Raw genomic sequence first — 23,095 nt, forward strand, 5'->3', positions numbered from 1 at the left:
AGAGACGGCGCGTTATCGTTTTAAAGCTTTGGCTTTGGGTTGTAAAACTCGGCGGTACAGCACGCACGGCGTTTCTGTATAGCGTTACTTTGTCAACAACAGCGGTGCAATATGCAAGTTTTGATTATGCGTCACGGAGAGGCGGCGCTCGAGGCAGCCAGCGATGCGGTAAGGCCCCTTACCCTGTGCGGCCGCGACGAGTCCCGTCAGATGGCGGCCTGGTTGAACACCAAGTCTGTGGATATTGAACGCGTGCTGGTCAACCCCTATCTGCGGGCCGAACAGACGCTGGCGACGGTGCGTGAAGCCTTGACGCTGCCGGAGGGCGAAGAAGTGCTGCCCGAGCTGACGCCGGGCGGCAACGCCGAACAGGTCGGCAGCTATCTGCAGGCGCTGGCGATGCAAGGGGTGAGCTCGGTGCTGATCGTGTCGCACCTGCCGCTGGTGGGCTACCTGGTGGCTGAACTGTGCCCGGGCGAGTGCCCGCCGATGTTCGCGACCTCGGCGATCGCTAACGTCGATCTGCCGGCGGACGGCAGCTACGGCAAATTTGAATGGCAGGTCAGCCCGTCGCAGGTGATGGCCAAAGTGTGAGCCGCGGATGCGGTGCGGAATAAACTCAGGGCGATGTCTGACATCGCCCTGAGTCGTTTCTGCGGGGGGCTATTCTGCCAGCTCCACCAACAGCAGGACGGCGGCGTTGCCGCCCCATTCCTTCGGCGCCTGATGGAACGCCAGCACGTCGGGATGCTGCGCAAGCCACAGCGGCGTTTGCTGTTTGAGAATGTGTTTGCCGTGCCCGTGCATCACGCAGGCGCAGTGCACGTGCTCGCGTTTGCAGGCGGCGATCAACGCCCCCAGCTCCTGCTTGGCCTGCAGCTGGGTCAGGCCGTGCAAATCGAGAAACAGCTCCGGCGAATAATCGCCGCGTCGCAGCTTCTTCAGCTCATACGGGCTGCTGCCGGGGCGCACGTAGCGCGTCGGGCCTTCCTCTTCCAGCTGCGGCTGATATTCATCTGAAAAATAATAGCTGGCATCGACCTGCTCCTGCAGCAGCCGCTGCGGCGCAACCTGTTTGACCTTGAGCTTCGGCGGGCGGTGGACGATGGTGTCCTGGCGCAGCTTTTTTGCGCCCGCCACCGACTCTCTGAAGAGCTGTTGTTCGTCTTTGCTCAGAGGGGGCTTGTTCTTCATGCTTCATTCACCGGAAATCGTTTATTTCGCTAGTTTACCTTGTGAATGAGCGCTGTCGACGCAAAACTCGGGCCAGAGTGAAAAGCGCGAGGGGCGCGCGTGATTTGTCGCGGGCTTCATGGCAAACTATGCGGCTAAATCATGAAACACAGCGCCTGCCGGAGGGCAAATTGGACAAAATTTTCGTCGACGAAGCAGTGAACGAACTGCACACCATTCAAGATATGCTGCGCTGGACGGTAAGCCGCTTCAACGCCGCCAATATCTATTATGGTCACGGAACCGACAATCCGTGGGACGAAGCGGTGCAATTGGTGCTGCCAAGCCTGTTCCTGCCGTTGGACATTCCGGAGGACATGCACACCGCCCGTCTGACCTCCAGCGAGCGCCATCGCATCGTTGAGCGCGTGATCCGCCGCGTCAACGAACGCATCCCGGTCGCTTACCTGACCAACAAGGCCTGGTTCTGCGGCATGGAATTCTACGTCGACGAACGCGTGTTGGTGCCGCGCTCGCCGATCGGTGAGCTGATCAACGATCGTTTCAGCGCGCTGATCCCGCACCCGCCACGCCATATTCTCGACATGTGCACCGGCAGCGGCTGCATCGCCATCGCCTGTGGCTACGCTTTCCCGGAAGCGGAAGTGGACGCGGTGGACATCTCCAGCGAAGTGCTGGCGGTGACCGAGCGCAATATTCAGGCGCACGGCGTCGAACATCAGGTGATCCCGATCCGTTCCGATCTGTTCCGCGACGTTCCCGCGATCCAGTACGATCTGATCGTCACCAACCCGCCGTACGTCGATGCGGAAGACATGTCCGATCTGCCGCAGGAGTTCCGCTTTGAGCCGGAACTGGGCCTGGCGGCGGGCAGCGACGGCCTGAAGCTGGTGCGCCGCATCCTGGCCTGCGCGCCGGACTACCTGACCGACGACGGCGTGCTGATTTGTGAAGTGGGCAACAGCATGGTACATCTGATGGAACAATATCCGGACATCCCGTTCACCTGGCTGGAATTCGAAAATGGCGGCGACGGCGTGTTCATGCTGACCAAACAGCAGCTGGTGGATTGCAAGGATCACTTCAGCCTCTATCGCAGCTAAACCGCATTTCCAGGGCCCGCACGGCGGGCCTCATAACGATAAAAGACTAACGGTAAGGAGCCGTGATGGCAGGAAACAGTATTGGGCAGATTTTCCGCGTCACCACCTTCGGTGAATCTCACGGGGTGGCGCTGGGTTGTATCGTCGATGGCGTACCGCCCGGCATTCCGCTCACCGAAGCCGATTTGCAACACGATCTGGATCGTCGTCGTCCGGGCACCTCGCGTTACACTACCCAGCGTCGCGAACCGGATCAGGTGCGCATTCTCTCCGGCGTATTCGAAGGCGTGACCACCGGCACCAGCATCGGTCTGATCATTGAAAACACCGATCAGCGCTCGCAAGACTACAGCGCCATCAAAGACGTGTTCCGTCCGGGGCATGCCGACTACACCTACGAACAGAAATACGGTCTGCGCGACTATCGCGGCGGTGGCCGCTCTTCGGCGCGCGAAACCGCCATGCGCGTTGCGGCGGGCGCCATCGCCAAGAAATACCTGCAGCAGAAGTTCGGCGTGCAGGTGCGCGGCTATCTGGCGCAGATCGGCGATGTGACCTGTGAGCTGAAAGACTGGGATCAGGTCGAACAGAACCCGTTCTTCTGCCCGGATCCGGACAAGCTGGAAGCGCTGGACGAACTGATGCGCGCGCTGAAAAAAGAGGGTGACTCCATCGGCGCCAAGGTCAGCGTGATTGCGGAAAACGTGCCGGTTGGCCTGGGCGAGCCGGTGTTTGACCGCCTCGATGCCGATCTGGCGCACGCGCTGATGAGCATCAACGCGGTGAAAGGCGTGGAGATCGGCGACGGATTCGCCGTGGTGACCAAACGCGGCAGCGAAAACCGCGATGAAATCACCCCGGAAGGCTTCCAAAGCAACCATGCCGGCGGCATTCTCGGCGGCATCAGCAGCGGCCAACCGGTGATCGCGCATCTGGCGCTGAAGCCAACCTCCAGCATCATGGTGCCGGGCCGCACCATCAATCGCCACGGGGAAGCGGTGGAAATGGTGACCCGCGGTCGCCACGATCCGTGCGTGGGCATCCGCGCCGTACCGATCGCCGAAGCGATGATGGCGATCGTGTTGATGGATCACCTGCTGCGCCAGCGTGCGCAAAACGGTGATGTGGTTTCCGACGTGCCTCGCTGGTAATCGCCATGAAAAACTGGATGTTGGGCCTGGTGGCCCTGACGGCCTCCGCTTCCGCCATGGCGCTGACGCCGTGGCAGAAAATCGACCATCCGGTGGCCGGCGCGCCGCAGGCGGTGGGCGGTTTCGCCAACGGCTGCATCATCGGCGCGCAGCCGTTGCCGCTGAATTCACCGGACTATCAGGTGATGCGTACCGACCAGCGCCGCTATTTCGGCCATCCGGATCTGCTGGCGTTCATACAGCGCCTCAGCAGCCAAGCGAACCAGAAAGCGCTGGGCACGGTGCTGATCGGCGACATGGCGATGCCGGCCGGCGGGCGCTTCAGCAGCGGCCACGCCAGCCACCAGTCTGGGCTCGACGTCGACATCTGGCTGCAGCTGCCGCGCCAACGCTGGAGCGCGCAGCAATTGCTCAAGCCGCAGCCGATCGACCTGGTGTCAGGGGATGGCAAGCAGGTGGTGGCGAGCCAATGGCAGCCGCAAATTGAGTCGCTGATCAAACTGGCGGCGCAGGACGCGGACGTGACGCGCATCTTCGTCAACCCGGCGATCAAGCAGCGTCTGTGCCTGGACGCCGGCGCCGATCGCGCCTGGCTGCACAAGGTGCGGCCGTGGTTCGGCCACCGTGCGCACATGCACGTGCGTCTGCGTTGTCCGGCCGGCAGCCTGGAGTGCCAGGAGCAGGATACGCCGCCGCCGGGCGACGGCTGCGGCGCCGAACTGGCGAGCTGGTTCGTGCCGCATCAGCCGAACGCGAAGCCGGGCAAACCCGTGCCGCCGCCGTTACCGCCGACCTGTCAGGCATTGCTGGATCACCATTTCTCAGCGGAATAACACATGGACTGGTTCGTCATTGGCCCCGAGATGCTCGGGGTGTTGTTTGCGGTAGCGCTGCTGGCGGGGTTTATCGACTCCATCGCCGGCGGCGGCGGATTACTGACGGTGCCGGCCCTGCTGGCGGTGGGGGTTCCTCCGGCGCAGGCGCTGGCGACCAATAAGTTGCAGTCGGTCGGCGGCTCCTTCTCCGCCAGTCTGTACTTCATTCGTCGGCGAGCGGTGAACCTCAACGACCAGAAGCTGACGATTTTTCTGACGCTGATCGGCTCGATCGCCGGCGCCATTTTGGTGCAGCATATGCGCGCCGATTTGCTGCGGCAGATGTTGCCGCTGCTGGTGATCGGCATCGGTCTCTATTTCTTGTTGATGCCGCGACTGGGTGAGGAAGATCGTCAACGCCGTCTCGGGGCCTTGCCGTTCGGGCTGGTGGCCGGCGGTTGCGTCGGGTTTTACGACGGTTTCTTCGGCCCCGGCGCCGGGTCATTCTACGCGCTGGCCTACGTGACGCTGTGCGGTTTCAACCTCGCCAAGTCCACGGCGCACGCCAAGGTGCTGAACTTTACCTCCAACGTCGGCGGGCTGGCGCTGTTCATCATCGGCGGCAAGGTGGTGTGGAGCATTGGTCTGGTGATGTTGGTGGGGCAGGTGCTGGGGGCGCGTTTGGGCGCGCACATGGTGCTGACCCGCGGCCAGAAATTGATTCGGCCGATGATCGTGATCGTCTCGCTGGTGATGAGCCTCAAGCTGCTGTACGACAATCACGGCGCGGAAATTCAGCAGTGGTTGACCGCCTTGGTGCACGGTTAAAGATGAAGAGGGGGCGTTGCTTACGCGCCCTGTCTTATCGGGTATAATGGCCTCTTTATTTTTGTGGTTATAGAGTTTTTATGTCAGACATGCAGACCCGCCATCACTATGAGCAGTTGATCGAGATCTTCAATCGGTGCTTCAGCGATGACTACAACACCCGCCTGGTGAAGGGCGACGACGAACCTATCTACCTGCCGGCCGACGACGAATTGCCGTATCACCGCATCGTGTTCGCCCACGGCTTCTACGCCAGCGGCCTGCATGAAATCTCGCACTGGTGCATCGCCGGTGAAGCGCGCCGCCAACTGGTGGACTTCGGTTACTGGTATTGCCCGGACGGGCGCGACGCGCAAACCCAGAGTGAATTCGAAGCGGTGGAGATCAAACCGCAGGCGCTGGAATGGATGTTCTGCGTGGCGGCCGGTTTCCCGTTCAACGTCAGCTGCGACAACCTGAACGGCGACTGCGAGCCGGATCGCATCGCGTTCCAGCGCAAGGTGCGCGCCCGGGTATTGATGCTACTGGAGCAGGGAATACCCACACGGCCTGCGCGCTTTATTCAGGCGTTGCAATCGTTCTACAATACGCCACCGCTGGCGGCCGAGCATTTTCCGTATCCGGAAGATCTCAACTGACGCCACAGCCCGTTATTTAATGAGGAAATTTGATGATCGCAGAATTTGAAGCGCGCATTTTGGCGCTGATTGATGACATGGTAGAGCACGCCAGCGATGATGAACTGTTTGCCGGTGGCTACCTGCGCGGTCATCTGACGCTGGCGGTGGCCGAAGCGGAAGAACAGGGCGAGCATACTGCCGAAGCGCTGAAAGCGCGGGTGGAAGAGAGCCTGCACAAGGCGATCGCCGCTGGGGAACTCTCGCCGCCGGATCAGATTTTGGTGCGCGGCATGTGGGAAAACCTCTATCAGGCTGCCACCCCTGCCGCCTGACCGCCATGCCGGGGCGCGTCGCCGCGCCCCTCATCCATGAATTAAACCGCACGTCCTTTCAGTAACTTTCGCACCCACATTCGATTCGGATTCAACGCCGCCAGCAGGCGCGCGTCGCCCGGTAACGGTTCGCCGAACAGCTGCGCCGCCAGAATTTCCGCCGCCAGCGGCGCCGAACACAGCCCGCGCGATCCCAACCCACCGATAGCGAACAGGCCGGGATAGACCGGCGCATCGGCGACGGTTTCGCCGCGCTGGTTCTGCCGCTGCAAATCCTGATACTGCGTCAACGTGGCCTGATAGTCCGGCAGCGCGCCGACCATCGGTAAATGATCGCGGGTGGCGCTGCGCACGCCGCAGCGCGCCTGATGAGCGCTGACGTCCACCTGCTGCGGCCAGGCCTGCTCCGGCAGGCAGCGCAGCAGGCGTTCACGGTTTTCCTGTTGCTCCTGCTCGCGGTAGTCGGTGGTGATGTCGCCGCGCTGGTAGCTGGCGCCAATGCAGTGGTGGCCGTTGTTGGCATTAACCGGCGTCAGGTAGCCGTCATAACACAAGACCTGTTTCAATTGACCGAGGGCCGGCGAGCTTGGGATATGCGACACCTGTCCGCGTACCGAATACAGCGGCAGGGCTTCCGTCGGCGCCAGTTCGGCCAGCCGATGGCCATTGGCCAGGATCACCGTCGCATGGCTGCGGCTTTCGCCGTGGGCGAAGTCGATGCGCCAGCCGTTTTCTTCCTGCGTCAGCCTCTGTGCATCGTGCCGGTAGTGGCAGACCAAGCCCTGGCGCTGCGCCAGCGCGAGAGCGCCACGCGTCAGCTCGGCCGGACAGAGCCAACCGCCTTGGGGGTAAGTGATGCCGCCGAAGCCGGTATCGACGCCGCACAGTCCGCTGAGCGTCTCGCGGTCGGCCGCCATCGCCAAGGCCTGCGGCCAGTCGGTTTTCAGCATATTGGCGATCTTAGCGCCGCTCTTGTCGTCATAGGCCAACTGGCTGACGCCGCACCACTGATGATCAAAGGCGACGCCTTGTTGCAACAGCGCGTCGTACTGGCGGCGGGCGAAGGGAAACGCGGCGCTGAAGAAGCTCTCCAGCGCGTCGCCGCTGCCGTTCAGCAACGGATAAATCGCCCCCTGGCGATTGCCGGATGCCCCCTCCGCCGCCTGCTCATCGGCGCAGTACAGCGTGACGGTGGCACCGCGCCGCAGCAAGGCCAGCGCGGTGAGCGCGCTGGCGACGCCGCCGCCGATCAGGGCGATGTCGGCGGTGTTGTCCGCCGCCGGGCGCCGATACCAGGGCGCCGGATGTGCGGCGGGCTGCGCATCGGCCGGGAGCTCGCCGGCGAGCATCTCACGCTTTTGGCCGAAGCCTTTGCAGCGGTTGACCTGAAAACCGGCCTGTTGCAAGCCACGGCGCACAAAGCCGGCGGCGGTAAAGGTGGCGAAGCTGCCTCCCGGCCGGGCGAAACGCGCCATGGCGGCGAACAGTTGATCGGTCCACATGTCGGGATTTTTTGCCGGCGCGAAACCGTCGAGGAACCAGGCATCCACCTGGTTATTCATGCTGGCGTCAAACTGCGGCAGCAGATCGTTGACGTCGCCGAACCACAGATCGAGCGTAATGCGGCCTTCGGCCAGCAGCAGACGATGGCAGCCCGGTAGCGGCAGCGGCCATTGGGCGCGCAGCTCGTCGGCATAAGGCGCCAGCTCCGGCCAGCGCGCATGCGCCGCCGCCAGGTCAGCCTGCTGCAGGGGGAATTTTTCGAAGCTGATAAAGTGCAGGCGTTGCAGCGCGGCGTCCGGCTCGGCCTGGCGGAAGCCGGCGAAGGCCTGCCACAGCGTGAGGAAATTAAGCCCGGTGCCGAACCCGGTTTCCGCCACCACCAACAGCGGGCGCGGGTGAGTGGCAAAACGCTGCGGCAGCCGGTTGCCATGCAGGAAGACATAGCGGGTTTCTTCCAGCCCATCCTGATTGGAAAAATAGACGTCATCAAACTGTTTCGAAACAGGTGTACCCTGTTCGTTCCAGGTTAGCGTTGCGGTTTGGATGGGGGCGTGGTTCACGGTCAATAGCTCGAAATTCAAGGGATGCCGCGAATTCTAACGGCGCTGGCGCCCCGGCGCAAACTGGACAACAATAAAGCTGAAAAACGCTGATCGGACTTGTTCGGCTTACATCTGTACGCTAAAGTGCGATGCAAAATCCCGTAGGTAAATAGTGGAAGAGGTATTGAATGAAACGTGCAGTGATTACTGGCCTGGGAGTTGTCTCCAGCATTGGTAATAACCAGCAGGAGGTCCTGGCAAGCCTGCAGGAAGGACGTTCTGGGATCACTTTCTCCCAGGAGCTGAAAGATTCCGGCATGCGTAGTCACGTATGGGGGCAAGTTAAGCTCGACACGACCGGCCTGATCGACCGCAAGGCAGTGCGTTTCATGAGCGATGCTTCCATTTATGCCTTCCTGGCGATGCAAGAAGCGATCGCGTCTTCCGGCCTGAAGGAAGAAGAGTATCAAAACAACCCGCGTGTAGGCCTGATTGCCGGTTCCGGCGGCGGTTCTCCGCGCTTCCAGGTGTTCGGCGCCGATGCGATGCGCAGCCCGCGCGGCCTGAAAGCGGTTGGCCCGTACGTGGTGACCAAAGCCATGGCTTCCGGCGTTTCCGCCTGCCTGGCAACGCCGTTCAAAATCCATGGCGTAAACTACTCCATCAGCTCCGCTTGCGCGACCTCCGCGCACTGCATCGGCAACGCGGTTGAGCAAATTCAGTTGGGCAAACAGGACATCGTGTTCGCCGGCGGCGGTGAAGAGCTGTGCTGGGAAATGGCCTGCGAGTTCGACGCGATGGGCGCGCTGTCCACCAAGTACAACGACACGCCGGAAAAAGCCTCCCGCACCTACGACGCCGATCGTGACGGTTTCGTCATCGCCGGCGGCGGCGGCATGGTGGTGGTTGAAGAACTGGAGCACGCGCTGGCGCGCGGTGCGCACATCTATGCAGAAATCGTTGGCTACGGCGCGACTTCCGACGGTGCCGACATGGTTGCCCCTTCGGGCGAAGGCGCAGTGCGCTGCATGAAGATGGCGATGCAGGATCTGGATGCGCCGATCGACTACATCAACGTGCACGGCACCTCTACGCCGGTAGGCGACGTGAAAGAGCTGGGCGCTATTCGTGAAGTGTTCGGTGACAATACCCCGGCCATCTCCTCCACCAAGGCGATGACCGGTCACTCGCTGGGCGCCGCGGGCGTGCAGGAAGCGATTTACAGCCTGCTGATGCTGGAGCACGGCTTTATCGCGCCGAGCATTAACATCGAAACCCTGGATGAGCAGGCGGCCGGCATGAACATCGTGACCCAGCCGACTCAGCGCGAGCTGACCACCGTGATGTCCAACAGCTTCGGTTTCGGCGGCACCAACGCCACCCTGGTGATGCGCAAACTGGCGAAATAATTCCGCCGGCGCGTCACTTCGCTATCAAGCCCGCGTTTTCGCGGGCTTTTTACTGCTCAAAGCCCGCCGGGCGAGCGCTCGGAGTTTTCCCAAATCACATCCCCTGACACATCATTACCTCGCCATTACACGCGTTGAGCATACAATAGCCAGGTAGCGTGATTATCGCTCGGCGTAGCTTTCTAAAGTGATCGAACATTGAGGCAAGAAGTATGAAAAAGTTAATTGCGGTTGGGTTACTGTCGGCCGTGTTGGCCGGATGCGCCACCGATTCTCCCTGCGTGCCGGTCTACGATGACCAGGGGCGTCTGGTGCACACCAACACCTGTATGAAGGGCACCACTCAGGATAACTGGGAAACCGCAGGCGCGATCGCCGGCGGCGCGGCAGCGGTTGCCGGTCTGACCCTCGGTATCATCGCGCTGACCAAGTGATCGGCGCGGAACAGGAATAAGCCCGGCCATGGCGCGCCGGGCTTTTTTTATCTCACTGCACTAAAAACGCCTTGAACTGCGGCGTCATCACGGCGCTAAAGCTCTCGTCGGTTTTGCTGATCAGGTAGACCGCCAGCCCTTTCTCTTCGGCGAGCTGCAACGCTTTCTCCGGGCCCAGCACCATCAGGCCGGTGTCCCAGCCGTCGGCCTCGAGCGCAGTGGGGGCGATCACCGTGGCGGAAACCAGCCGGTGGTTGATCGGCCTGCCGGTGGTCGGATCGATGACATGGGAGTAGCGCTGGCCGTTTTGTTCAAAGTAATTGCGGTAGCTGCCGGCGGTGCTGATGCCGTAACCGTGCAGATCCACCAGCGCCTGCACCGCATTTTCACGATCGGTCGGCTTTTGGATCGCTACCCGCCAGGGTTTGCCCTGGCCGTTGACGCCGCGCGAAGAGACCGCGCCACCGACCGATACCAGGTAGTTGGTAATGCCGTTACGGTTCATCAGGCGCACCAACTCATCGGCGCCATAGCCTTCGCCCAGCGTCGAGAGATCGACATACATGCCCGGCAGATCTTTTTGCAGCCACTCCCCGCGGCTGTCGCTGATCAGCTTCAGGTGCTGCAGGCCGGTGCGCTGCTTCGCCGCGTCGATCTGCGCCTGTTCCGGCACCTTGACCGGATGCTTGTCTGGGCCGAATCCCCACAGGTTTACCAGCGGGCCGACGGTGATGTCCATGGCGCCGCCGGTATCACGGCCGATGCGCTGGGCCATCAACACGATGTCCGCCATGCCACGCGGGATAGGCTGCGGTTCGAGGCTGGCGCTGTGGTTAAACCGCGACAGCACCGAATCGGCGCGGTAGGTCGAGATGTCGTCGTTGGCCCGTTCGAGCACCGTGTCGATCTGCCGCTGCAGCTCTTGTTTGCCGATCGCGACGTCACCGCTGACCTTAACGCTGTAGAAGGTGCCCATGGTCTTGCCGTCGATATCGATTTGCGGGCGGGAGGCGGCATCGTCGCAGGCGGCGAGCAGGGCGCATAAGGCGCTGAGCAACGCCCCTTTGGCGAACAGGGAAGCCATAACATGTCCTTTGAAACCGTGAAAGCCGCTACAAATAAAGTAAAGCGCGGCAAATGAAAAGCGGATAAAGGTAAAATAGCATTTTGCTGGCGCTGAAGCCGCGCCTGAGCTAACGTCTCGCTCATGCTTTTCGCTGAGGTTTCAAGCTGCCACCATGAGTGCAACCGCCATTTCCCGGATAATCCATCCCTTTGTCAAAGATCGCTTCTTGCATGTATTGCTGCTGGCCGGCGTGGCGATGTTCGTCTTTCATCCGCAGCCATTGGCGGCGTTGGGCGGCTTTATCGACGGCCGCACCCTCATCACCCTGCTGGGGCTGATGCTGCTGACCAAAGGCGTTGAGGTCAGCGGCTACTTCGACTTCGTTGGCCGTAAGATTATCAACCGGTTGCACAGCGAACGACGGCTAGCGCTGTTCCTGGTGTTTTCAGCCGCGCTGCTGTCGTCGTTTCTGACCAACGACGTGGCGCTGTTTATCGTCATTCCGCTCACCATCACGCTAAAAAAGCTGTCGGCGCTGCCGGTTGGCCGCTTGATCATCTTCCAGGCGCTGGCGGTGAACGCCGGTTCGTTGCTGACGCCGATCGGCAACCCGCAAAATATCCTGCTGTGGAGCCGATCCGGCCTCTCTTTCCTCGATTTTATCGGCCAGATGGCGCCGTTTGGCGCCGCAATGATGTTGAGCCTGCTGGCGCTGACCTGGTTCAGCTTCCCGGCGCGCGACATCGTGAAAACGCCGAATACCGAGGGGTATCCGTACCAGCGGCCGCTGTTGCTGAGCTGCGTAGGGCTGTATGCAGTTTTCCTGCTGTGTCTTGATTTCGATCTGCCGTTGTACGGGCTGCTGGCGGTGTTCGCCGGTTTCTTGCTGCTGGCGCGCCGGGTACTGTTGCAGATCGACTGGAGTCTGATTTTCGTGTTCGCCGCCATGTTCATCGATGTCGGCCTGTTTACCCGCTTGCCGCCGCTTCAGCCGGCATTTGCCGCCATCGCCGGGCTGAGCGAGGGGAGCGTGTATGCGTTGGGGGTTGGGCTGTCGCAGATCGTCAGTAACGTGCCGGCCACCATTTTGTTGCTCAACTATGTGCCTTCCAGCCCGCAGCTGGCCTATGCGGTCAACGCCGGGGGCTTCGGGTTGGCGGTCGGATCGCTCGCCAACCTGATTGCGCTGCGTATGGCAGGGGAGCGCAAGATCTGGTTGCGCTTCCACTATTACTCGCTGCCGCTGTTGGTGTGGGCCGCGCTGCTCGGTTGGGTGATGAGCTAGCCCGGATTGCCACTCTGCCGCGCGGCCAGCAGGCAAATGCTGCGGGTCACCTGATAAGATTTCACGAAGGCGTTGACGGGCAAAAACTCGAAGCGCGAGTGGAAGTTATGCGCGCCGGTGAAGTAATTGGGCGTCAGGATACCGCGGCTGGAGAGCGCTGCGCCGTCGGTGCCGCCGCGCATTGGGATCACCTTCGGCGGGATGCCGTGGGCGGCAAGGGCGCCGAAGATCAGATCGATAGCGCGTCGATCTTCGCCGATGGCATTGCTGATGTTGCTGTAGATGTCGCTGACGTTGCAGCTAACGTTGGCGCGCGGATAGTTGGCCGCCACCTGGCGCACCGTCTCCTCAAGGCGGGCTTTGCGCGCCTCGAAGGTTGCGCGATCGAAGTCGCGAATCGAGACCTTCAGCGTCGCCTGATTGGCGTTGGCGGCCAGATCGGTGAACCAGAAATACCCCTCGCGCCCTTCGGTGTGTTCCGGGGTATCCTGCACGTCGAATCGGTTAATGATGTCGTTGGCGATGCGTATCGGGTTGATTAACACGTTTTTCGCCGACATCGGGTGGGCGGTCACCCCCTCGATGCGGATCTCCGCCGATGCCGCGTTGAAATTCTCGTACACCACTTCACCCAGTTCGCAGCAGTCGATGGTGTAGGCGAAATCGACAGGGAAACGCTGCAGATCCAGCGCTTTGGCGCCGCGCAGGCCGATCTCTTCATCCGGCACGAATGCCACCACGATATCGCCGTGGCGATCGGTGGCGCTCAGGTTGGCCAGCAGCGTCATCACCACGGTGACCGCCGCCTTATTGTCGGCGCCCAGCACGCTGGTGCCGTCGCTGAACAGGATCTCTTCGTTCCGGTAGTGCAGGATCTCCGGATGCTCGGCGACCCGCAGCCAGATGTCTTGCTCGGCGTTCAGGCATAAATCCTCGCCGGTGAAGCGCAGGCGCTGCGGGCGAATCTCGGGCGACAGGCCGACGTCCACGGTGTCGATATGCGTGATGAAGCCGATGCGCGGCGCGCCGGGCTGGGTGCCGGGCTTGCGGGCGGTGACGGTAGCGTGCTCGTCGATCTGCACATCGGCCAGGCCGAGCCGGTGCAGCTCGTCCGCCAACAGTTGCGCCATCTCATGCTGCCCCGGCGTGCTGGGCAGGGCGGTTGCGGCGGCGTCGCTCTGGCTGGTCACCGCCAGATAGCGGAAGAAACGTTCGGTAAGCTGTTCGGCAATCGGGCTGGTCATCGGAACTCCTCGCGGTTGGCAATCTACCGGTTTTAAAACGAAATCAGCCGATTGTCCAACGGCGCAATGCGTAAACCGCCAGAATGCGAAGCATCGCGCAGAAACGAAAAATAGCGGTGCAACTAGGAAATAGTCGCAGGTTTCTGCGGCAAAATCGGTGTTAGCTGTGGGCCGGGAAGCGCCTACATAACACTTATCTGTCCCTCAAGGAGAATTCATGCACACCGGTCACGCTCTGCTTATCACTTTACTGTCCCTGGGCATCTCTCACAGCGCCTGGGCGTCCGCCGATACCGGGCATGCCAACAGCAACGCCAACAGCCGCGAAGTGGCCAGCGCGTTGGGCGGCCTGAAGAACAAAACCTACGAGCTGGAGCAGGCGCCGAAGATCCGCGTCGCCAGCTTCAATATCGCCGCCGGCAAGGTCAGCGACATGACCGCCATCGCCAAGGCGATTCGCGCGATGAACGTCGACGTGGTGGCGCTGCAGGAGGTGGATAAACTCACCGCCCGCAGCGGGCGCGTCGATCAGGCGGCGGAACTGGCGAAGCTGACCGGCATGCAGGCGGTGTTTGGCCGGGCGATCGATTTCGACGGCGGTGAATATGGCCTGGCGTTTCTCTCGAAGTATCCGCTGCACGACGCCGTGATCTATCCGTTGCCGTCCGGCCAGCGCGAACAGCGCATCGCCTTCAGTGCCAAAGTTGACGTGCCGGAGTTCCCGGCGCCGATCACCCTGTTCAACGCACATCTCGATACCAAGGAAGATCCGACAATGCGTCTGGATCAGGTGCGGGAGCTGAACGATCGCGCCATCGAAGTGCGCGGCATCAAGCTGCTGTTCGGCGACATGAACGATGTGCCGGGCAGCGTCACCTGGCTGGAGCTGAGCCGCTATTGGAACGACATCATGCCTAACGGGCAGGACGGCCGCAGCTGGCCGGCGGAAAACGCCGAGATCAAGGTGGATTACATCTTTAGCGGCAATGCGCAGCGTTGGCATCTGGACAGCCTGACGGTGCCGAACGCCAGCGGTGATTGGAACGGCGTGCACTGGCCGGCGGTGAGCGACCACCTGCCGCTGGTGGCGGAGATGCGCCTGACCGAGCAATAAGCCGGCCGGCGTCTCTCCGGGGCAGGGCTAAGCCGCGGCGATCCGCGCCAGCCGCTCGACGGCGCTGCAGATCTCGCCCGGCGTCAGGGCCGAAAAACCCAGCAGCCAGCCATCGCGCTGGGCCTGAACCGTTTGGTATTGCGCCGTTAACCCGGGCGTAAGGACGCCGAGCCGCCACGCCTGCCGGCTGAGCGCCGCCTCTCGGCCGGGCGGCAGCCAAACGCTGAGCTGCAGGCCGCCGGCGGCGGGAACGGCCGTGGCGAAGTGGCTCAGCTTTTCGCACACTTCCGTCAGCAGCACATCGCGCCGGCTGTGGTAGAGCTGGCGCATGTAGCGAATATGCGCGGCGAAGTGCCCCTGGCGGATGAACTCGGCGGTCACCGCCTGCATCAATTGCGCGCTGTGGCCGTCATAGACCGTGCGCGCGGTGACGAAGGGAGCGACCAGCGCGGGTGGCACGATCAGGTACGCCAGCCGCAGCGAAGGGAACAATGATTTGGAGAAGGTGCCGAGATAGAGCACCCGGCCATGGCGATCCAAGCCTTGCATCGCCGGAATTGGCAGCCCGTCGTAGTGAAATTCGCTGTCGTAATCGTCCTCAATGATCCAGGCCTGTTGCCGCTCCGCCAGCGCCAGCAACGCCAAGCGGCGCGCCAGGCTGAGCGCCGCGCCGGTCGGGTATTGGTGTGAGGGCGTCAGATAAATCAAACGCGGATCGGGCAAGGAAGGTTCTGCTTGCAGGCCGTCGCCGTCTACGGCCACCGGCGTCAGCGCGGCGCCGGCGCTGATAAAGGCGTTTCTCGCCCCGGCGTAACCCGGCTCTTCCATCCAGACGCTGTCGCCGCTGTCCAACAGTAAGGTGGCGATCATTTGCAGCGCCTGCTGCGAACTGGTCAGCACGATAACCTGGCTCGCATCGCAGACTACGCCGCGCGTTTGGTTGACGTGGGCGGCAATGGCTTCGCGCAGCGGCAGATAGCCCTGCGGGTCGCCGTAGCGCAGCAGGCTTTCTCCCTGCAGGCGCAGGCGTTGAGCGGTCAGCTGCTTCCACAGGGCCAGCGGAAACGCGCGCAGGTCCGGCGAACCGGCAGCGAAGGCTTGAGGATGCTGCGGATCGCGGCAGCCGCCGGTTTGCACGATCTGTTGGCCGCGCAGCGAAAGGCGCGGCATGGCGGTGCGGGTCGCCGGCGGCGGCGATTTGGCGATGCGGATAGCCACAAATGTGCCCTGGCCGACGCGGCGCTGCAAATACCCCTCCGCCTCCAACTGGCCGTAGGCTGCTTCGACGGTCACCCTTGAGAGGTTCAGATCCCCAGCCAGCACTCGGCTGGAGGGCAGCCGTTGCCCAACGCTCAATGCGCCGTGGTGGATGGCCTGCCGCAATGCCGCACACAGACGATCGCGCAGCGTGCCGGCGGCGTGAGGCGATTGCTGAAACAGCGTGATCAGCGTGTGCCGCATAATGGGTCTTATCATGAGTAAAAAATGGGTATCAATCATAAGACCAAAATCGGGCACTATTGTCATCTGTCTTGATCAACGGGAGTGAGTGATATGCCGAAAGAATCCTTGGTGCTGGCTTTTCCGCCAGCGGCGCCGGAAGAGAGCCTGGCCTATCTGGCGGCCAAACTGAGCCGCTATGCGGATGCCTGGGACGTGGCGGAAGATTTGCGCAATGGCGTGGACGGGATGGTGGTGATCGATACCCGTGCGGAGGCGCTGTACGCCGCCGGGCATATCCCCGGCGCATTCAGCTTGCCGCATCGCCTGATGGATGAAGCCGGCACGGCGCACCTGGATCGCCAAAAGGTGTATGTGACCTACTGCGACGGCATCGGCTGCAACGGTTCCACCAAAGGCGCCTACAAGCTGGCGACGTTGGGGTTCAGGGTGAAGGAGTTGATTGGCGGGCTGGATTTCTGGCTGCGCGACGGCCATCCGTTGGCCATCGGCGAACTGCCGGGGTCACTGCGCGATCGGGCGGCCGCAGCGGACTGCGGCTGCGCCTAAGGCGTTAAAACACCAGCGCCAGCACGACGGCCAACGCCAACAGCAGCAGGAACAGCGCCACGGCGGGCTTACTCAGCGCTTTTTGCAGCGGCAGAGGCAGGGCGGCGATCAGCGGGTTGAGCAGCGGCTGCGGTTCGATAGGGGGGCTGGCGATCGGCTGTGCCTGGCCGGCTTTCTCCAGACGGCGGGCAAACAGCTGATGAATGGCGTCGCTCATTTGCGGATGCGTCAGCGGCGCGTTGGCGCCGCAGTTGAAGCGCGTCTGGCAATAGTCGTTCATCTGCTGCAGTTCTTGCTCATCCGCCGGCTGTTTGAGCGCCGCCAGCAGGTTGTTCAGCGTTGGCGCGTTCTGCGGGCTGAGCGCCACCTTCACCTGTAAAAACTGGTTCAGCAGCTGGAAGTGGCGCGCCGGCAGCGGATCGTTGGTTTTCACGCCCGCCAGATCGAACAGCGTTTGCCAAATTTTAGCCGGCGCTTCACCGGTCGCGGCGCTGAGTTTGGTGACCTGCTGCTGCAGGCTTTGATGCTCTGCGGGCAGCAGCGGGCGATCGCTGGTGGCGGTTTGCTGCGGTTGGGGAATGGTCAGGCCGCCGGTCTGCAACAGATTCAGCACCTGCTGCAGCTGTGGTGGGCTTAACTGGCTCAACACCGTATGGCCGAACCGTTGACGAATAAAGTCACTGACCGCCTGGCGGTTGTTGCCCAGGGGCAGTAATTCGGCCAGCTGTTGCAGCAGTTGGCGCCCGGCATGGTTTTGCTGCGCCTGCGTCAGGCGTGTTTGCAGCAGCTGTTCCGCCGGTTGAAAATGGCGCGCCAGCAGTTCGCCGCCTTTGTCGGCGCCGAGATCGTGACGCAGAGACGCCCAGATCTCCGCCGATTTTACCGGGCTGAGCGTCATGATTTTCACGATCAGTTTTTCCAGCGTTGTGCGCTGTGCCGGAGAGAGGGGTTGATCGTCAGTGGCCGCCGTTTTGCCCGGGGAAGGGGGGCGCTCGCCGGCGATTGGGGTGCCCGGCCCACTCAAAGGTTGCATATCACCAGTCCTTCGCTGTGTATCCCCGCAGTGTGCCTGGAGGAGAGAATCGTCATCGTACCCGGCGAAAAGCGCAGGCTTACCCTCTATGATACCTGTAATTCGCCGCCATCAATACCGTCGCTCAGACATTTCTTTACCGACAAAACGTTGCTAATCGCGTCTGCGCCGCTAAGATAACCCCAGATCTGAACATGAGGATGGCATGGTTAAACGGCAGCGGATTGCAAAATGGTTTTTATGCCTGGCTTGCCTGGTGGTGCTGACGTGCATGACCCAGCGCATGGCGGGCCTGCATGCGCTGCAGCAAACGCTGGGGATCCCGGCCGCTACCGCCGTTCAGTCCAGCGATGCCGCCGCCGAAGCGCAGCCGACGCCCTGTGAACTGAGCGCCAAATCATTGCTGGCCGCGCCGCCGGTAATGTTCGAAACCGTGCTGTTCGGGCTGGGTCTGCTGCTGGCTCTGTTGGCGCCGACCATTGCCGCGCGTCTGCGCATTCCTCCTCCTCGCGCCATTTCTCCGCCCACCCTCAGGGTGCACCTTCGATTATGCGTCTTCCGTGAATGAGTTAATCGCCCGTTTTTCGCGGTGAATTAATCATTTATGGAGAATTAACATGTTGAAAATTATCAGGCTGGCCTGCGCTTGCCTGTTTATGCTGTGGCTGCCCGCCTTGCAGGCGGCGGACAGCGGCTGGCTGCAAAATCCGGCCAACGATCATGCCAAGGTGCGGCTGCGCGCCGACACGTCACAGCCGGGAGAGACCCGTCTGCTGCTGTCGGTCGAGCTGCAAAAAGGCTGGAAAACCTACTGGCGCTCTCCAGGCGAAGGCGGCATCGCGCCGGCTATCGTCTGGCAGGGCAACCCGCCGCCCGCAACCTGGCACTGGCCGACGCCGCAGCGTTTCGAGGTGGCCGGCATTTCCACCCAGGGCTATCACGATCGGGTCACGCTGCCGATCGTGATGCCAGGCCAGGTGTCCGGCCCGCTGGCGGGCACCCTGACGCTGTCCACTTGCAGCAATGTCTGCATTCTGACCGACTACCCGTTCAGCCTGGATCTGACTACGCCGAACGATCCGCTGTTTAACCACGATTTCGCGCAGGCGATGGGGCAGGTGCCGATCGCCGCTGGGTTGGCGGAAAGCGTCAAGGCCGGTTACCGCAGCGGCGAGCTGCAGATTTCCGCCGAACGTGCCGCCGGTTGGCAGCAACCCGCGCTGTTCTTCGATACGCTAGCGGATGCCGATCTCGGCAAGCCGCAGGTCGAGACCGACGGTGCTCAGCTGTTGGCGCGAGTGCCGGTCAGCGACGGTTGGGGCGATGCGGCGCCGGATCTGCGCGGCAAAACGCTGACGTTGGTGATTGACGACGGCGGCATGGCGCAGCAGATTACGCTGCCGATTGGCGATCCGCTGGCCGCGCCTGCCGGTGCGGCGTTCCCGTTATGGCAAGCGGTATTGATGGCGCTGGCGGGTGGGTTAATCCTCAACCTGATGCCGTGCGTGCTGCCAGTGCTGGGCATCAAGCTCGGTTCTATCCTGCAGGTGGAGCATCGCGATCGGCGCAGCGTTCGTTTGCAGTTCCTGGCGTCGTCGCTGGGTATCGTCGCCTCGTTTATGGCGTTGGCCTTGCTGATGACGCTGCTGAGACTCGGCAACCACGCGCTTGGCTGGGGCATTCAGTTCCAGAATCCGTGGTTTATCGGCTTTATGGTGCTGGTGACGCTGCTGTTCAGCGCCAACCTGTTTGGCCTGTTCCATCTGCGCCTCTCATCCGATCTGAATACCTCACTGGCCACCCATAACGGGCACGGTCTGAGCGGCCATTTCTGGCAGGGCGCGTTCGCTACGCTACTGGCGACGCCGTGCTCGGCGCCGTTTCTCGGCACGGCGGTGGCCTTCGCGCTGGCGGCGTCGCTGCCGGTGCTGTGGGGCATGTTCATCGCACTCGGCATCGGCATGAGCCTGCCGTGGCTGCTGATTGCCGCCTGGCCTTCGCTGGCGCTGCGCTTGCCGCGCCCCGGCCACTGGATGAATACCGTCAAGCTGGCGATGGGGTTGTTGATGCTGGCGTCGTCGCTGTGGCTGCTGAGCCTGCTGAGCAATCATATCGGCGTGCAGGCCACGCTGTGGCTGGGGGCGCTGGCGCTGCTGGCGTTGCTGCTGGCAGTATGGCGTCAGCAGGGAGCACGGTTAGCGGCCAAGCTGGCGGCGGGCACGTTGGTGCTGGCTGGCGTGGCCTTGTTGGCCGGCTCGCTGACCGCCGGCCTGTGGCGCCAACCGTTGCAGGATCGGGTGCAGTGGCAACCGCTGAGCGAACAGGCGATTGCCGAGGCGCTGGCCCAGCATAAGCGGGTGTTCGTCGACGTGACCGCCGACTGGTGCGTGACCTGTAAAGCCAACAAATTCAATGTGCTGCTGCGCGATGACGTACAGCGCGCGCTGAGCGCCGACGATGTGGTCGCGCTGCGCGGCGACTGGAGCCGCCCGTCGGCCGACATCAGCGCCTTCCTGCAAAAGCGCGGCAGCGTCGCCGTGCCTTTCAACCAAATCTATGGCCCCGGCAGCCCGGACGGCGAGGTGTTATCCCCGCTGTTGACCCGTGACGCCGTGCTGCAAACGCTCTCCCATGCCAAAGGAACCGAACAATGAAAAAGCTACTGATTTTACTGATGATCATCGCCGCCCCGGCGTGGGCCGCCGAGCCTTTCACCCCGGCGCAAGAGGCGCGCATTAAAGAGATGATCCGCGAAACGCTGGTGTCCAACCCGGACATTCTGGCGCAGGCGGTGGACGCCTGGCAGCAGCAGACCGCAGGCCAGCAAATCAGCCAGGCTATCAAGCAGAATGCCAAAACGCTGTATCAGGATCCGGCCAGCCCGCGCCTGGGCGCCGCCAACGCCAAACTGACGCTGGTGACCTTTACCGACTATAACTGCCCGTACTGCAAGCGGTTTGATCCGATGCTGGAGAAGATCGTCAAGCAATACCCGGATGTGGCGCTGGTGGTGAAGCTATTGCCGTTCAAGGGCGAAAGCTCGGTCAGCTCGGCGCGCGTGGCGCTCACCACCTGGCAGCAGCATCCGGATCAATTCTGGGCTTTGCACCAGCGGCTGATGGCGAAAAAGGGCTTCCACGACAAGGCCAGCATCGCCGCCGCGCAGGAGAAAACCGGCGTCAAGGCGGTGGCTCCGAGCGAACAAAGCATGACCACGCTGCGCACCAATATGGAATTGGCGGAACAATTGGGCGTACAAGGGACGCCGGCGACGCTGATCGGCGATCGGATGCTGCCGGGGGCGGTGTCCTATGAAGAGCTGGAAACGATGGTGAAGCAGCAGCTGGCGAAGGCCAACCATGGCTAAGCTCAAGCGCTGGGGGCGCGAGTTGCTGCTGCTGGCGCTGATCGTACTGGCGGTGGTCACGGTAATGGATTGGCTGAACGCGCCGCAGGCGCCGCCGGCCTTCGATGCCCAGACGCTGACCACGTTGGACGGTGATCGCGTATCGTTGGCGCAGCTCAGCCATGAACGGCCGCTGCTGGTTTACTTCTGGGCCAGTTGGTGCGGCGTCTGCCGTTTCACCACGCCGGACGTCGCCCGTTTGCAGGCGACGGGCGGCAACGTGCTGACCGTCGCGCTGCGCTCGGGCGACGATACCCAGGTGAAACAGTGGCTGGCACGCAAACGGCTGGCGCTGCCGGTGGTCAACGATCCGGCCGGTACGCTGTCGGTGCAGTGGCAGATTGGTGTGACGCCGACCTTCGTGGTGATCTCGCAGGGCAAAGTGGTGCAGAGCACCACCGGCTGGACCAGTTACTGGGGGATGAAGCTGCGGCTGTGGTGGGCCGCTGTCTAACCGGCGTTTTTCTCTGTTATCACTTCCTCAATCGCCCGGCCTAGCCGGGCGATACCTTCTTCAATCTGCGGCGGCGAGTTGGCGGCAAAGTTTAGCCGCAGACTGTGCGCGCCCAGCTGTTCCTGGGCATAAAAGCATTCGCCGCGCGCGAAAGTGACGCCGTGTCGCCAGGCCACCGGCATCAGTTCGGTGGTGGTTACCGTCGCGGGCAGCGTCAGCCAGATAAACAAGCCGCCTTGCGGCGTTTCGAAACGGCACCCCGGCGGCAACCGCCGTTGCAACGCGTCGATCATCACTTCCAGATGGCGGCGGTAGACGCGCCCGGCGCGCCGCAGCTGCTTGTCGTAACGGCCGACGGTGACGAACGCGTCCAGTGCCCGCTGGATCAGACTGGAGCTGGTGAAGCTGTCGACGTGTTTCAGCCTGGCGAAACGCTGATAGTGTTCGCTGTCCGCCACCAGATAGCCGATGCGCATGCTGGGCAGCAGCATCTTGGAGAAAGTGCTGACGTAGATCACCGCGCCCGGCTGCGCCAGCGCGCGCAGCGACGGCAGCTGCTTGCCCTGGTAACGCAGATCGCCGACGAAATCGTCCTCCAGGATCACCACGCCGGCCTGTTGGGCGATCGCCAGTAGGCGTCGCCGACGCACCTCGCTCAGGCAGCGGCCGGTCGGGTTGTGGAAATTGGGGATGGTGTAGATCAGTTTAGGGCGGTGGCGTTCCAGCAACTCGGGCAATCGTTCGACCAGCATGCCGTGGCGATCGCCGGGCACGGTGACGATATTGATGCGGTGCTGGCGCAGCAGGCCCAGCGCTTCGGCGTAGGTCGGCTCTTCGACGATCACCGTATCGCCCGGCGCCAGCAGGCTTTGCACCACCAGACTGATGGCGTGCTGCGAGCCGTTGGTGATCAGCACCTGTTCCGCCTGCGTGGGGATACCCTGTGCGCTGAGAATGCGGCTCAGCGTATCGCGCAGCGGGTAGTAGCCGCAGTACTCCCCGTAGCTGAAGGCTTCTTCCGCATGGCGGCTGAGCACCGACAGCAGCACTTTGCGAAACGCCTCCAGCGGAAACACCTTAGGGCTGCCGACGCCGGCGGCGAAGTTGATCAGCCCCTCGGGCAGCGGGGCGTCGGCATAGCCGTCCAGCCGCGAGGTGAGGGTGGTGAAGCTTTCCAGCGGGAAGGGGGTATCGCTGCTCGGCCGGGCTGGGCGCGCCTGCGTCTGCGGGTGCGCAACATAGGCGCCGCTGCCGCGCCGCTGATGCAAAAAGCCCTTGGCCGCCAGCTCGGCGTAGGCGTTATCCACCGTTAAACGGCTGACCGCCAGCTCGGCCGCCAGCGTGCGCGTCGAGGGCAGCTTGTCGCCATCGACGAACACGCCGGTGAGGATGGCGCGCCGCAGCGCTTCTTCGATCTGTAAATAGAGCGGAACGTCCTGCTCGCGATCTAACGGAATGTGCATGCGAAATTGGCCCGGTTAGGGAGAGAGCTTTTTACTATAACCCATGTCAACGGGGCTTCAAGCGCAGAAAAGTGGCCTGCATGACAACG

General features: G+C 62.4%; 23 protein-coding genes. 16 read left to right on the plus strand and 7 right to left on the minus strand.

All coding sequences use genetic code 11. The features are described 5' to 3' along the window. The first annotated feature begins 111 nt into the window (after positions 1–111). A complete protein-coding gene (sixA, locus tag RE418_RS13510) occupies positions 112–594 on the plus strand; it encodes a phosphohistidine phosphatase SixA (RefSeq protein ID WP_399675148.1) in 483 nt (160 codons plus the stop codon). A 69-nt stretch (positions 595–663) separates the two neighbouring features. Here the strand turns inward: sixA and smrB are convergent, their stop codons facing one another. After that, positions 664–1,194 carry an endonuclease SmrB gene (smrB, locus tag RE418_RS13515; protein ID WP_025303720.1) on the minus strand — a complete coding sequence of 177 codons (531 nt, stop codon included), beginning with the start codon at positions 1,192–1,194 and terminating at the stop codon, positions 664–666. 170 nt (positions 1,195–1,364) lie between these two features. On the opposite strand from smrB, the gene prmB reads away from it, so the two are divergent. From prmB to RE418_RS13545, 6 genes are all read left to right on the plus strand, one after another. After that, a complete protein-coding gene (gene prmB / locus RE418_RS13520; RefSeq protein ID WP_025160157.1) occupies positions 1,365–2,297 on the plus strand; it encodes a 50S ribosomal protein L3 N(5)-glutamine methyltransferase in 933 nt (310 codons plus the stop codon). Positions 2,298–2,362: 65 nt separating this feature from the next. After that, positions 2,363–3,448 (plus strand): chorismate synthase, encoded by a 1,086-nt coding sequence (gene aroC / locus RE418_RS13525; protein ID WP_033643909.1) that lies wholly within the window; start codon positions 2,363–2,365, stop codon positions 3,446–3,448. A 5-nt stretch (positions 3,449–3,453) separates the two neighbouring features. Then, positions 3,454–4,281, plus strand: a complete 828-nt coding sequence (gene mepA / locus RE418_RS13530) for a penicillin-insensitive murein endopeptidase (protein ID WP_049207359.1) — start codon at positions 3,454–3,456, stop codon at positions 4,279–4,281. 3 nt (positions 4,282–4,284) lie between these two features. Further along, entirely contained in the window at positions 4,285–5,091 is an 807-nt protein-coding gene (locus RE418_RS13535; RefSeq protein WP_025303718.1) for a sulfite exporter TauE/SafE family protein, read from the plus strand. Positions 5,092–5,171: 80 nt separating this feature from the next. After that, positions 5,172–5,729 (plus strand): elongation factor P hydroxylase, encoded by a 558-nt coding sequence (locus RE418_RS13540; protein ID WP_043140178.1) that lies wholly within the window; start codon positions 5,172–5,174, stop codon positions 5,727–5,729. 32 nt (positions 5,730–5,761) lie between these two features. Beyond that, positions 5,762–6,043, plus strand: a complete 282-nt coding sequence (locus RE418_RS13545; protein WP_016926855.1) for a YfcL family protein — start codon at positions 5,762–5,764, stop codon at positions 6,041–6,043. A gap of 41 nt (positions 6,044–6,084) precedes the next feature. Here the strand turns inward: RE418_RS13545 and mnmC are convergent, their stop codons facing one another. Continuing rightward, positions 6,085–8,106 carry a bifunctional tRNA (5-methylaminomethyl-2-thiouridine)(34)-methyltransferase MnmD/FAD-dependent 5-carboxymethylaminomethyl-2-thiouridine(34) oxidoreductase MnmC gene (gene mnmC / locus RE418_RS13550; RefSeq protein ID WP_060433918.1) on the minus strand — a complete coding sequence of 674 codons (2,022 nt, stop codon included), beginning with the start codon at positions 8,104–8,106 and terminating at the stop codon, positions 6,085–6,087. A gap of 170 nt (positions 8,107–8,276) precedes the next feature. Between mnmC and fabB the strand changes: the two genes are divergently transcribed. Both fabB and RE418_RS13560 read left to right on the plus strand, forming a co-directional pair. Further along, positions 8,277–9,497: a beta-ketoacyl-ACP synthase I gene (gene fabB, locus RE418_RS13555; RefSeq protein ID WP_016926857.1), complete on the plus strand. Its 1,221-nt coding sequence runs from the start codon at positions 8,277–8,279 to the stop codon at positions 9,495–9,497. Between the two features lie 212 nt (positions 9,498–9,709). Then, entirely contained in the window at positions 9,710–9,931 is a 222-nt protein-coding gene (locus RE418_RS13560) for a hypothetical protein (RefSeq protein WP_004936201.1), read from the plus strand. A gap of 52 nt (positions 9,932–9,983) precedes the next feature. On the opposite strand, the gene apbE is transcribed toward RE418_RS13560, so the two are convergent. Next, on the minus strand, positions 9,984–11,015 hold the full coding sequence (apbE, locus tag RE418_RS13565) for an FAD:protein FMN transferase ApbE (protein WP_060447961.1): 1,032 nt from the start codon (positions 11,013–11,015) through the stop codon (positions 9,984–9,986). A 154-nt stretch (positions 11,016–11,169) separates the two neighbouring features. On the opposite strand from apbE, the gene RE418_RS13570 reads away from it, so the two are divergent. Then, entirely contained in the window at positions 11,170–12,282 is a 1,113-nt protein-coding gene (locus tag RE418_RS13570) for an SLC13 family permease (protein WP_025303714.1), read from the plus strand. Here the strand turns inward: RE418_RS13570 and pepT are convergent. Then, on the minus strand, positions 12,279–13,526 hold the full coding sequence (gene pepT, locus RE418_RS13575; RefSeq protein WP_089181161.1) for a peptidase T: 1,248 nt from the start codon (positions 13,524–13,526) through the stop codon (positions 12,279–12,281). The genes RE418_RS13570 and pepT overlap by 4 nt on opposite strands. A gap of 217 nt (positions 13,527–13,743) precedes the next feature. On the opposite strand from pepT, the gene RE418_RS13580 reads away from it, so the two are divergent. Continuing rightward, positions 13,744–14,640, plus strand: a complete 897-nt coding sequence (locus RE418_RS13580; RefSeq protein ID WP_025303712.1) for an endonuclease/exonuclease/phosphatase family protein — start codon at positions 13,744–13,746, stop codon at positions 14,638–14,640. 27 nt (positions 14,641–14,667) lie between these two features. Here RE418_RS13580 and RE418_RS13585 read toward each other — a convergent pair whose 3' ends face one another. Then, a complete protein-coding gene (locus tag RE418_RS13585; RefSeq protein WP_199559652.1) occupies positions 14,668–16,101 on the minus strand; it encodes a PLP-dependent aminotransferase family protein in 1,434 nt (477 codons plus the stop codon). Positions 16,102–16,194: 93 nt separating this feature from the next. Between RE418_RS13585 and RE418_RS13590 the strand changes: the two genes are divergently transcribed. Beyond that, positions 16,195–16,650: a rhodanese-like domain-containing protein gene (locus RE418_RS13590; protein ID WP_089181159.1), complete on the plus strand. Its 456-nt coding sequence runs from the start codon at positions 16,195–16,197 to the stop codon at positions 16,648–16,650. A 4-nt stretch (positions 16,651–16,654) separates the two neighbouring features. Here the strand turns inward: RE418_RS13590 and flk are convergent, their stop codons facing one another. Next, the gene (flk, locus tag RE418_RS13595; RefSeq protein ID WP_089181158.1) at positions 16,655–17,683 is read right to left on the minus strand and encodes a flagella biosynthesis regulator Flk; all 1,029 of its coding nucleotides are present in this window, start codon (positions 17,681–17,683) and stop codon (positions 16,655–16,657) included. A gap of 205 nt (positions 17,684–17,888) precedes the next feature. On the opposite strand from flk, the gene RE418_RS13600 reads away from it, so the two are divergent. The 4 genes from RE418_RS13600 to RE418_RS13615 are packed head-to-tail and all read left to right on the plus strand — an operon-like array spanning position 17,889 to position 21,543. Then, entirely contained in the window at positions 17,889–18,251 is a 363-nt protein-coding gene (locus tag RE418_RS13600) for a hypothetical protein (protein WP_033639760.1), read from the plus strand. A 49-nt stretch (positions 18,252–18,300) separates the two neighbouring features. Then, a complete protein-coding gene (locus RE418_RS13605; protein ID WP_043140150.1) occupies positions 18,301–20,337 on the plus strand; it encodes a protein-disulfide reductase DsbD in 2,037 nt (678 codons plus the stop codon). Beyond that, positions 20,334–21,050, plus strand: a complete 717-nt coding sequence (locus tag RE418_RS13610; protein ID WP_049294894.1) for a DsbA family protein — start codon at positions 20,334–20,336, stop codon at positions 21,048–21,050. Before RE418_RS13605 ends, RE418_RS13610 begins: the two co-directional genes overlap by 4 nt. After that, entirely contained in the window at positions 21,043–21,543 is a 501-nt protein-coding gene (locus tag RE418_RS13615; RefSeq protein ID WP_089181157.1) for a protein disulfide oxidoreductase, read from the plus strand. Before RE418_RS13610 ends, RE418_RS13615 begins: the two co-directional genes overlap by 8 nt. On the opposite strand, the gene RE418_RS13620 is transcribed toward RE418_RS13615, so the two are convergent. Then, positions 21,540–23,006 (minus strand): PLP-dependent aminotransferase family protein, encoded by a 1,467-nt coding sequence (locus RE418_RS13620; RefSeq protein WP_089181156.1) that lies wholly within the window; start codon positions 23,004–23,006, stop codon positions 21,540–21,542. The two genes, RE418_RS13615 and RE418_RS13620, sit on opposite strands and share 4 nt — an antisense overlap. Positions 23,007–23,095: the final 89 nt, after the last annotated feature.

Origin of the sequence: Serratia sp. szju (assembly GCF_044594185.1) — a bacterium.
Taxonomy (GTDB): Bacteria; Pseudomonadota; Gammaproteobacteria; order Enterobacterales; family Enterobacteriaceae; genus Serratia; species Serratia bockelmannii.